General features: G+C 75.2%; 11 protein-coding genes. 7 read left to right on the plus strand and 4 right to left on the minus strand.

Annotated elements, in window-relative coordinates; translation table 11 throughout:
* Nucleotides 1-45: 45 nt before the first annotated feature.
* Nucleotides 46-549 (minus strand): methylated-DNA--[protein]-cysteine S-methyltransferase, encoded by a 504-nt coding sequence (locus FHX74_RS08905; RefSeq protein ID WP_182559686.1) that lies wholly within the window; start codon nucleotides 547-549, stop codon nucleotides 46-48.
* A gap of 63 nt (nucleotides 550-612) precedes the next feature.
* Nucleotides 613-1,560: an SMP-30/gluconolactonase/LRE family protein gene (locus tag FHX74_RS08910; protein WP_182559687.1), complete on the minus strand. Its 948-nt coding sequence runs from the start codon at nucleotides 1,558-1,560 to the stop codon at nucleotides 613-615.
* An 86-nt stretch (nucleotides 1,561-1,646) separates the two neighbouring features.
* Between FHX74_RS08910 and FHX74_RS08915 the strand changes: the two genes are divergently transcribed.
* Nucleotides 1,647-1,847 (plus strand): hypothetical protein, encoded by a 201-nt coding sequence (locus FHX74_RS08915; RefSeq protein WP_182559688.1) that lies wholly within the window; start codon nucleotides 1,647-1,649, stop codon nucleotides 1,845-1,847.
* A 31-nt stretch (nucleotides 1,848-1,878) separates the two neighbouring features.
* Nucleotides 1,879-2,355, plus strand: a complete 477-nt coding sequence (locus tag FHX74_RS08920; protein ID WP_182559689.1) for a hypothetical protein — start codon at nucleotides 1,879-1,881, stop codon at nucleotides 2,353-2,355.
* Between the two features lie 22 nt (nucleotides 2,356-2,377).
* Here FHX74_RS08920 and FHX74_RS08925 read toward each other — a convergent pair whose 3' ends face one another.
* A complete protein-coding gene (locus FHX74_RS08925; protein WP_182559690.1) occupies nucleotides 2,378-4,444 on the minus strand; it encodes a glycoside hydrolase family 9 protein in 2,067 nt (688 codons plus the stop codon).
* A 77-nt stretch (nucleotides 4,445-4,521) separates the two neighbouring features.
* Between FHX74_RS08925 and FHX74_RS08930 the strand changes: the two genes are divergently transcribed.
* The 5 genes from FHX74_RS08930 to FHX74_RS08950 all read left to right on the plus strand — a co-directional run bounded on the left by FHX74_RS08930 (nucleotide 4,522) and on the right by FHX74_RS08950 (nucleotide 8,726).
* Nucleotides 4,522-5,049 (plus strand): gluconokinase, encoded by a 528-nt coding sequence (locus tag FHX74_RS08930; RefSeq protein WP_328823716.1) that lies wholly within the window; start codon nucleotides 4,522-4,524, stop codon nucleotides 5,047-5,049.
* Nucleotides 5,046-5,900 carry an ATP-dependent sacrificial sulfur transferase LarE gene (larE, locus tag FHX74_RS08935; RefSeq protein WP_182559691.1) on the plus strand — a complete coding sequence of 285 codons (855 nt, stop codon included), beginning with the start codon at nucleotides 5,046-5,048 and terminating at the stop codon, nucleotides 5,898-5,900. Before FHX74_RS08930 ends, larE begins: the two co-directional genes overlap by 4 nt.
* Nucleotides 5,897-6,649: a nickel pincer cofactor biosynthesis protein LarB gene (gene larB / locus FHX74_RS08940; RefSeq protein ID WP_328823717.1), complete on the plus strand. Its 753-nt coding sequence runs from the start codon at nucleotides 5,897-5,899 to the stop codon at nucleotides 6,647-6,649. The genes larE and larB overlap by 4 nt, the downstream gene beginning before the upstream one ends.
* Nucleotides 6,646-7,842 (plus strand): nickel pincer cofactor biosynthesis protein LarC, encoded by a 1,197-nt coding sequence (gene larC / locus FHX74_RS08945; protein ID WP_182559692.1) that lies wholly within the window; start codon nucleotides 6,646-6,648, stop codon nucleotides 7,840-7,842. The genes larB and larC overlap by 4 nt, the downstream gene beginning before the upstream one ends.
* Nucleotides 7,843-7,958: 116 nt before the next feature.
* Entirely contained in the window at nucleotides 7,959-8,726 is a 768-nt protein-coding gene (locus FHX74_RS08950; protein ID WP_328823718.1) for a methyltransferase domain-containing protein, read from the plus strand.
* Nucleotides 8,727-8,742: 16 nt separating this feature from the next.
* Here FHX74_RS08950 and FHX74_RS08955 read toward each other — a convergent pair whose 3' ends face one another.
* A complete protein-coding gene (locus tag FHX74_RS08955) occupies nucleotides 8,743-9,438 on the minus strand; it encodes a DUF1707 SHOCT-like domain-containing protein (protein WP_182559693.1) in 696 nt (231 codons plus the stop codon).
* Between the last annotated feature and the right edge of the window lie 183 nt (nucleotides 9,439-9,621).

The raw sequence follows: 9,621 nt of genomic DNA on the forward strand, positions 1-9,621 counted from the left end.
ACCGACCGGTGCCGGCCGCGCGGAGAGCGCGGCAGCGGGGGTGGCTCAGGCCAGCAGGGTGGGCCGTTCGTGGTCGAGCAGCCAGCGCTTGGCGTCGATCCCGGCGGCGTAGCCGACCAGGCGGCCGTCGCCCCCGACCACCCGGTGGCAGGGCACCACGACCGCCAAAGGGTTGCGCCCGTTCGCGCGTCCGACCGCGCGGGCCAGCCCGACGTCGCCGAGCTCGCGGGCCAGCTGGCCGTAGCTGCGGGTCTCGCCGTGCGGGATCTGCGAGACCAGCCGCCAGACGCGCAGGGTGAAGGGGTCCGCCTCGAGCCGGACGGCCAGGTCGAACCCGGTCCTGCGGCCCGCGAACCAGTCGCCGAGCTGCCCGGCGGCCGCCTCGAGGCCGGCCGCGGTGCGCCGGCCGTGCGGGGCCGTGGCCGCCGGACGCCCGTCACCCGGCAGGAAGACCCCGGTCAGCCGTCCGTCGATCCCGGTCAGGGTGACCGGGCCGAGGGGCGACTCGATCACGGTGTGGGTGGTCGGGCCGGCGATCGCCGTGGTCATGTCCGGTAGACGTCGGGCAGGCCCGGGTCGTGAGGTGGCTGCGCAGGTCGACGGACGAGGAGCTCAGGGCGTCTGGGCGCCGAGCGCCTCGACGTGGACGCTGTAGAGCGAACGGCTGGCGGTCATGAACAGTCGGTTCTTCTTGATCCCGCCGAAGGTCAGGTTGGCGCAGGCCTCGGGCAGCAGGATCCGGCCGAGCAGGGTGGCGTCGGGGGCGTAGCAGTGCACGCCGTCCCAGCCGGCGCCGCCGCCGAAGGCCGCCGCCCAAAGGTTCCCGGCGCGGTCGCAGCGGATGCCGTCGGAGTTGCCCGGCTTCATGTCGACGAAGACCCGACCGTTCGCCGTCGCGGTGCCGCCCTCGGTGACGTCGTAGACCCGGATGGTGTCGACGTCGACCACGTAGACCAGCGTCTCGTCGGGGGAGAAGCAGAGGCCGTTGGGCCGGTCCATGTCGGTGATCACCGGCACCCCCACGCCGGTCTCCGCGTCGACCCGGTAGACGTTGCGGGGCAGCTCGGCCTCGGCCTTGTCGCCCTCGTAGTGACCGAGGATCCCGTAGCCGGGGTCGGTGAACCAGACCGAGCCGTCGGAGTGCACGGCCACGTCGTTGGGCGCGTTGAGCGGGTGCCCGTCGTAGCGGTCCATGATCACGCTGACGGTGCCGTCGTGCTCGGTGCGGGTGACCCGTCGGGTGCGGTGCTCGCACCCCACCAGACGGCCCTGCCGGTCGCGGGTGTGGCCGTTGGCGTTCTCCGACGGCTGGCGGTAGACGCTGACCTCCCCGGTCTCCTCGCTCCAGCGCAGGATCCGGTTGTTGGGGATGTCGGAGAACAGCAGATAGCGGCCGTCCCCGAACCAGACCGGACCCTCGAGCCAGCGGCCGCCGGTCCACAGCCGCTCGACCGTGTCGTTCCAGACGGTGAGCGAGGAGAATCGGTCGTCGACGACGTCGTAGGCCGGGTCCGGGTAGCGGATGATGCTGCGGTCGCGGTCCCAGACGTCGTCGCTCATGGCGCCGATCGTAGGGGCTGCGCTTCGACAGCATCCGCACAGGCGCGACGGGCTCCCTGCACAGCCGGCGCCCGCAGGATCGGGTCATGCGAACCGACGGCGACCGCTTCGACGACGACCTCTTCGGCCCCGGTGCCGGCGCGGCCCGGCGTCGACGACGGGCCGCCGCCGCGCAGGCCGCGGCCAGCGTCGGGGGACTGGCCAGCCTGAGCGCCGTGCTGCTGGGGATCCCGGAGCTGACCAGCCAGGCGCACGCCGTCCGGGTCGGTGCCGCGCTCGACCGGTGAGCCGGGCCGCCGTCCCGGCCGCTCCGACGGTGTGGTCGCGCTGACGACCTGGACGGTCGACCGGCCCGCGCTGGGCACCCGGTGCCGGCTCCGGGCCTACCTGCCGGAACCGGGCCAGCGCTCCGAGGAGGAGCCCGAGGAGGACCTCGAGGACGCGGGACCCGACGCCGTGCTCGACCTGCTCGACGACCTCGACCGGGCCTGGGGGCCGGGTGGCGAGCTCGAGGCTCTGGCCCGCGTCCCGGAAGGCCGCCGCACCGAGCTGAGCTGGGACACCGTGCTGCTGCTCGGGCGGACCGAGCCGCCGGGCCTCGCGCTCGACGTCCCGGGGCACGCGGCGACCCGGACCGGCCCGGTGCTGCTCCCGGACGTCGAGACCCGGCACGCGCTGGCCGCCGAGCTGCTCTGCTGCGAGCTGATGGACGCGGGTGCGCTCGCGGCGCGCGTCGACGTCGGTGCCTACCGCAGCAGCGCCAACCGCGGGATCCGCGCCGTCTTCGCTGACTGAGCCCGGCCTCGCCCTCCGGGGCTCACGAGCTCTGCACCGCGGCGGCGATGATCGCGGCACCGGTCATGTCGAGGGCGGGTTCGTCGGTCTGCCAGGACCGGACGTCGTCGAGGAAGACGCTGCCCGAGCCGTCGAAGACCCCGGCCCGGACGGCGGGCACGGCGCCGGTGCCCGGGCAGTGCCGCATGCCGTCCTGGAAGCCGTCCAGTCCGTCGCTGAACAGGTCGGCGCCGTTCGGGCCGTTGACCACCGCACCGACCGGCAGCGGCGGACGTCCGTCGAGCCGGCCGGCCAGGTTCGCCACCTGGTGCTGGAGGCAGCGCGGGAAGGTGGTCCCGACCCCGACCATGAAGCTGACGCCCCAGGCGTTCGCGCCGAACACCCAGGCCTGCAACGAGGCGGCCAGCGCGTCGAACCGGTGGCTGCCGGTGAGCCGGTGGTACCAGCCCGCGGTGGCGACCAGCCCGAGGGTGTGGCTGTCGACGTCGAACTGGGTGCCGTCGACCCCGGCCCGGAACGGGTCGGCAGCCGACCGCCGAGCCGCCCCGGACAGCTGCGCGGCCAGGTCGGCGGTGACCCGGGCGTCGATCGTGCGGAGGGCCGACCGGCCGCGGGTGGCCCGGACCAGCTCGACGTGGGCCAGCGCGCTGTCGTCGTAGAGGTTGAGGGTGTCGCCGCGGTCGTGGACGAGATAGCCGGCGGCCCAGTGCGCGGCCTGGTCGAGGTAGCCACCGGTCGGCCGGCCCAGGGCCCGGCGCGCCTGCGCGATCTCCACCGCGCCGAGCTCCATGTCGTCCCGCCAGACCGTCTCGGGATAGAACGCCCACGGCAGCGCGGTGACCAGCTGGCGGTGCGGGTGCTGCTCGTAGCCCGCGGTGTCGGCCAGCCGGTAGATCGCGGTGGCCTCGGCCAGCTCGGCGCGGGCCCGGGCGGGATGACGGCGGGCGTCGGCGCGCGCGGCCATGGCCAGTGCGGCGGCGGTGCGGCCGGCCAGGTTCGGGCTGATCCGCTGCCCGGGCCGGTTGGCCACGAACACCGGCCGGTGCGCGGCGCTGTAGCGGTCGGCGTGCGCGGTGTCGTGGTCGTCGGCCTGCGGGAGGCGCCACAGGTCGTGGTCGCCGGTGAAGGTGCCGGCGGCGTTGCCCGAGCCGATCCCGACCTGGAAGGCGAGGACGCCGCGTCGGCCGTCCCACATCTGACGCAGCCAACGGGTGCCGTGCCGGGCCTCGGCGAGCAGCGCGGCGCGCCGGGCCCGGCCGATCCGGTCGGCGGGCGCCTGCGCGGCGGCGGCGTAGAGCAGCACGTCGGCGTACGCCGTCGAGTGGGTGAACTTGAGGTAGTCGCCGGCGTCGAACCAGCCGCCCTCGGCGTCGACGTGCTCGCCGGGATAGGCCCGCAGGTCGGCGTCGGCGATCTCGTCGGTGTCCGGTGCGGTGAACCGCGGCCAGTGGTAGACGCCGGCCCGGGCGTCGTCGCGGTGCGACGGCGCGCGCCGGATGGTCCCGGCCGCCGCGGGTCGCGGCCGGACCGCCGCCCCGTCGCGCTGCAGCTGGTCGAAGGCCACCCCCTTGGCCAGCACCGGTGCCCACAGGGTCCGGGCCGAGGCGACGGGGAAGCTCGGCGACACGGCGGTGCTGCCGAGCAGCACCAGCCGGTAGCGCCCGTGGCGGCGCACGGCGCCGAGATCGGCCTGGTAGACGTCGGGGTAGGCGGCGCTCCACCGTCCGCGGCGGGTCGCGACGACGGTGGCCACGGTCCGGCCGCGCGCGTCGACCACGGCCAGCCGCGGCCGGGTCAGGGGAGCCGCGGAGAGCACGAAGGCGTACTTGGGTGCGTCGTCGACGTAGCCGAGCTGGTCGACCCGGACGGCCACCCGCGGACCGGACGGGGTCGCGGCCGGCCCGGTCGCCTGTCCCGCGGCCGGCCCCGAGGGCGCCCTCCCGGTGGACGGCGCCGCCCCGGACGGTGTTCCGGGGACGAGCAGCGCACCGACCAGGCCGAGCACGGTCGCCCCGGCGAGCAGCCGGTGGGTGCGGGCTCGCGCAGCGCGTCGCCGGGTCGGTGGGGTGCGGCTCTCGATCGCTGCCATGACGCTCCTCGTCGGGTGGTGCCGAGCCGCATGCTGCCAGGTCCGGCCGCGCTGCGGGCGTTTGGCAGGATGGTGCGGTGACGTCCTCCACCGCAGCGAAGCTCGCCGCCGTCGTGATGGGCGTCTCCGGGTCCGGCAAGACCACCGTCGCCGACCTGCTGTCGGCGCGGCTCGGCTGGCCGGTCGCCGAGGCCGACGACTTCCACAGCGCCGCCAACAAGCAGAAGATGAGCTCGGGCGTCCCGCTGACCGACGCCGACCGGCAGCCCTGGCTGCAGTCGCTGCGGGAGTGGATCGACGAGGCCGACGGCGACGTCATCCTCACCTGCTCGGCGCTCAAGCGCGCCTACCGCGACGTGCTGCGGACCGCCGACGCCCGGGTGGTGTTCCTGCACCTGGCCGGCAGCCCGCAGCTGCTCGCCGACCGGATGCAGCACCGGACCGGTCACTTCATGCCCACCAGCCTGCTCGAGTCGCAGCTGGCCACCCTCGAACCGCTGCAGTCCGACGAGGACGGCACCGAGATCGACGTCGCCCATCCTCCGGAGGAGATCGTGCGCCTGGCCCTGGAGTTCCTCGACCGCGAGCAGGAGGTGGCCGGATGACCGCCCCGTCGCTCGCTGCCGCCGACCGTGACGTGGCCGCCGACCTGGCCGCGATCGGCGAGACCCTGGCCGGCGTCGAACGGCTCGGGGTGGCCTTCTCCGGCGGTGTCGACTCCTCGGTGCTGCTGGCCGCCGCGGTCCGCGTGCTGGGGGCCGACCGGGTGCTCGCGGTGCTCGGCGTCTCACCGAGCCTGGCCACCGAGGAGCGCGCCGCCGCGCACCAGGTGGCGGCCTTCATCGGCGTCCCGGTGGTCGAGGTGGAGACCCGCGAGGGCGACCGCCCCGAGTACCGCGCCAACGGCGCCGACCGCTGCTTCTTCTGCAAGGACCAGCTGTTCACCCAGATCTCCGGCGAGGTGGTGGCCGCGCACCGGCTCGACGCCGTCGCCTACGGCGAGAACGCCGACGACGCCAAGCGCCCCGACCGGCCGGGTGCGCAGGCGGCCACCGACCACCGGGTGCTCCGGCCGCTCGCCGACGTCGGTCTGGACAAGGCGGCGGTCCGCGCGCTGGCCCGGGCCTGGCAGCTGCCCTGCGCCGACAAGCCGGCCGCACCCTGCCTGGCCTCGCGGATCCCGCACGGCGAGGAGGTCACCCCGGAGAAGCTGGCCCAGATCGACCGGGCCGAGGCCGCGCTGCACCGGCTGGGGTTCGCCGACGGCCGGGTCCGGCACCACGGCGAGATCGCCCGGCTCGAGCTGAGCGCCGACGACCTGGTGCGGGCCGCCACCGAGCCGACCCGGACCGCGCTGCGCCGCGCCGTGCTCGACGCCGGCTTCCGCTGGGTCACCGTCGACCTGGCCGGGATGCAGTCGGGGGCGTTCACGCTGACCGTGCTCGACCGCCGGTGAGCGCGCCGGTGGACCCGGCCGCGGCGCCGGACCCGCTGGACGGCATCGACCTCGACCTCGAACGGACCGCCCGGCGCGGCTATCCCGAGGCGATCTACTGCGCGGGCAAGACGCCGGAGCAGGTGGGGGCGATCGCCCGCGAGGTCGGCACCCGTCCGGACGTGACCACGCTGTTCACCCGTGCCGGGGACGCGCACGCCGAGGCCGTGCTGCACGAGCTGCCGGACGCGTTCCACGACCGCGAGGCCGGGCTGCTGGCCTGGCCTCCGACCCCACCGGAGACCGGGGGCGGCCGGGTCGTGGTGGTCGGGGCCGGGACCTCCGACCTGCCGGTGGCCCGCGAGGTGGTGCACACCGCCCGCTACCTCGGCCGCGAGGTCGAGCTGATCATGGACGCCGGGGTGGCCGGGCTGCACCGGATCCTCCGCCGCCGCGACACCCTGCGGGCCGCCCGGGTGGTCGTGGTGGTGGCCGGGATGGACGGCGCGCTGCCCAGCGTGGTCGCCGGCCTGGTCTCCGCGCCGGTGGTGGCGGTGCCGACCTCGGTCGGCTACGGCGCCTCGTTCGGCGGGGTGGCGGCGCTGCTCACCATGCTCAACTCGTGCTCGCCGGGGGTGAGCGTGGTCAACATCGACAACGGCTACGGTGCCGGCCACCTGGCCGCCCAGATCGCCGCCCCCTTCCCGACCGACGTGTCCCCGGCGTCCCCGGGAGCACACCCGCAGACCGACAGCGAAGGCGACGCGTGACCCGACACCTCTGGATCGACGCCTCCGCGGGCGTCGCCGGCGACATGCTGCTCGGTGCCCTGATCGACGCCGGGGCGGCGCTGCCGGCGGTGCAGGCGGCGGTGGACGCGGTGGTCAGCGACTCGGTCCGGCTCGAGGTCGACGGCGTCCAGCGCGCCGGGCTGCGGGCCACCAAGGCCGACGTGATCATGACCGTCGACGACCCGCCGCACCGCACCTGGTCGACCATCCGGACCATGATCACCGACGCGGGACTCGAGCCGCCGGTTCGTGATCACGCCCTGGCCACCTTCGCCGCGCTGGCCGAGGCCGAGGGCCGGGTGCACGGGATCCCGGCCGACAGCGTGCACTTCCACGAGGTTGGCGCGCTCGACTCGATCGCCGACGTGGTGGGGGTCTGCGCCGCTCTGCACGACCTCGGAGTCGAGTCGGTCAGTGCCGGACCGGTCGCGCTCGGTTCGGGTCGCACCCGGGCCGCACACGGCAGCATCCCGGTGCCGGTGCCGGCGGTGACCGAGTTGTCCACCGGCTGGCGGGTGACCGCGGGCGGGGAGGGTGAGCTGACCACGCCGACCGGGATGGCGCTGGTGGTCACGCTGGCCGAGCGCTCGGAGGACCTGCCCGGACTGGTCGTCGAGCGGGCCGGCGCCGGGGCCGGCACCAAGGACTTCCCGGGACGGGCCAACGTGACCCGGGTGATCATCGGCGAGCGGCAGGCGCCGGCCGCGGCCGAGGACGCCGTGGTGATCGAGGCCAACGTCGACGACCTCGACCCGCGGGTCTGGCCCGACGTGATCAGCCGGTTGCTGGCCGCCGGCGCCGACGACGCCTGGTTGACTCCGGTGATCATGAAGAAGGGGCGGCCGGCGCACACCCTCTCGGTGCTCGCCCGTCCCGACCGGGCCGCTGCGCTCCGGTCGGTGATCACCGCGACCACCCCGACCTTCGGGCTGCGGCAGAGCGGCTGGACCAAGTTCCCGGCCACCCGGGCCTGGCACACCGTGACCGTGACCGGTGGTGAGGTGCGGATCAAGATCGCGCACGCCGACGGCGTGATCACCCGCGCCACCCCCGAGTTCGACGACGTCGCCGCGCTCGCCGTCGACCGTCCGGTGCTCGACGTGCTCACCGAGGCCAACGCCGCCGCTGTCGCGGCCGGGCTCGTCCCGGGCCGACCGCTCCCCGCCTCCTGACCGCCCGGCCGTGCCCTGAGCCCGTCGAAGGACACCTCGGTCCACCCCTCCGTGCCCTGAGCCCACCCCTCCGTGCCCTGAGCCTGTCGAAGGGCGCCCCGGGTGACACTGGTGGCGTGAGCACGCCGCGACCGGAGCACCGTGAGGTCAACCGGGCCGCCTGGGAGGCGGCCTCGACCAAGCACGTCCGCGAGCACGACGAGATGGTCGAGCAGCTGCGGGCCGGGGGCTCGCTGCTGCCCCTCGAACGCGCGCTGCTGGCCGACGTCCTGGCGACCGCCCCGCGGGTGGTCCACCTCCAGAGCGGTCACGGCATCGACGACGCCGGGCTGCTGGCCGCCGGGGCCGGCTCGGTGCTCGGGATCGACTTCAGCACGGTGGCCGTCGGGGCGGCCCGCCGGCGGGCCCGGGAGGTCGGGCTGGCGGCGGACTACGTGGTCGCCGCGCTGCCCGACGTCCCGCTGGCCGACGGCTGCGCCGGTCTGGTCTACACCGGCAAGGGCGCCCTGATCTGGCTGGCCGACCTCGACGCCTGGGCGGCCGCGGTCGCGCGGGTGCTCGAGCCGGGCGGGGTGCTGTTCGTCCACGAGGAGCACCCGATGGCGCCGTTGTGGAGCTGGGATCCCGACGTGCCGCGGGTCCGCGACGACCGCAGCTACTTCGGCACGGAGTTCGTGGTCGACGCCTTTCCCGACGGCGGGGCGGTGGTCAGTCAGCACACGCTGGGCGAGGTGGTCACCGCGGTGGCCGGTGCCGGACTGCGGGTCCGGCACCTGGCCGAGCACCCCGACCCGTTCTGGTGGCCGGGCGGGGTGGACGCGGCGGCCTGGCGCGGGCGGTTGCCCAACGCCTACAGCCTGCTGGCCGAGCGACCGCGGGACTGAGCCCGACAGGCCGGCGTCAGGCCGGACCGAGCGCGGCGCGGGACTGCTCGGCGCGCCGCAGCTCGCCGGGCCGGCCGTACCGGACCCGGACGCTGCCGAAGCCGACCGAGCCGCGGAAGACCAGCACCGGGCAGCCCGGGGCGGGCTGGGATGCGACCTCGACGGACTTGCTGCCCCAGGCCTTGTTGACCCGGTCGAGGTCGGCCGCCCAGCCCTCCGGGAGGATGATCAACACCGAGCCGGCGCCCGGGGTCAGCTCGACCATGATCGTCGGGGCGGCGGCCACCGCGGCCAGGCAGTTGAGCTTGACCGACCCGAAGCCCTGGTTGATCGCCAGGAACGGCGGCACGGTCCAGACCCCGTCGCGCTTCTCGCTGCTCATCCCGCCGTCCAGCCGGAGCGGGTCCTCGGCGGAGTAGCCGGCCGCGTGCGGCGCCGGCGGTCCGGGCACCCGGGCCGGCACGGCGGAACGCGGCGCGGTGCTCGGGACGCCCGGGAGACCGCTGCGCGAGGGCAGGTCGTCGGTCAGGTCGACGACGAGGTCGTCCAGCTCGCCGAAGGTGCGCGCCGACAGCGCCGACCCGATCCGCTGGTCGAGCTCCTCGAGATCGATCCGCCCCTCCGCGGCGGCCTCGCGGAGCAGGTCGACCACGGCGTCGCGGTCCCGGTGGCCGGCGCGCAGCCCGCGGTTGTCGACCGTCGGCTCGTCCATGCCGCTGCATCGTAGCGACCGTCATGATCGCAAGCGGCAGCGCGAGCGGTCGTATTTCGACGGTGTAAAGGATTCAATACAAACTGAACTTTCACTGGACCTTGAGAGCGCTACCTGCCTACGGTCATCGCCATCCGCGGGTTCTCCGCGGCGGTGCGCACGGCCGAATCCGTGCCTCGGGAG

The sequence above is a fragment of the Microlunatus kandeliicorticis genome (assembly GCF_014137855.1).
Lineage (GTDB): Bacteria > Actinomycetota > Actinomycetes > Propionibacteriales > Propionibacteriaceae > Microlunatus > Microlunatus kandeliicorticis.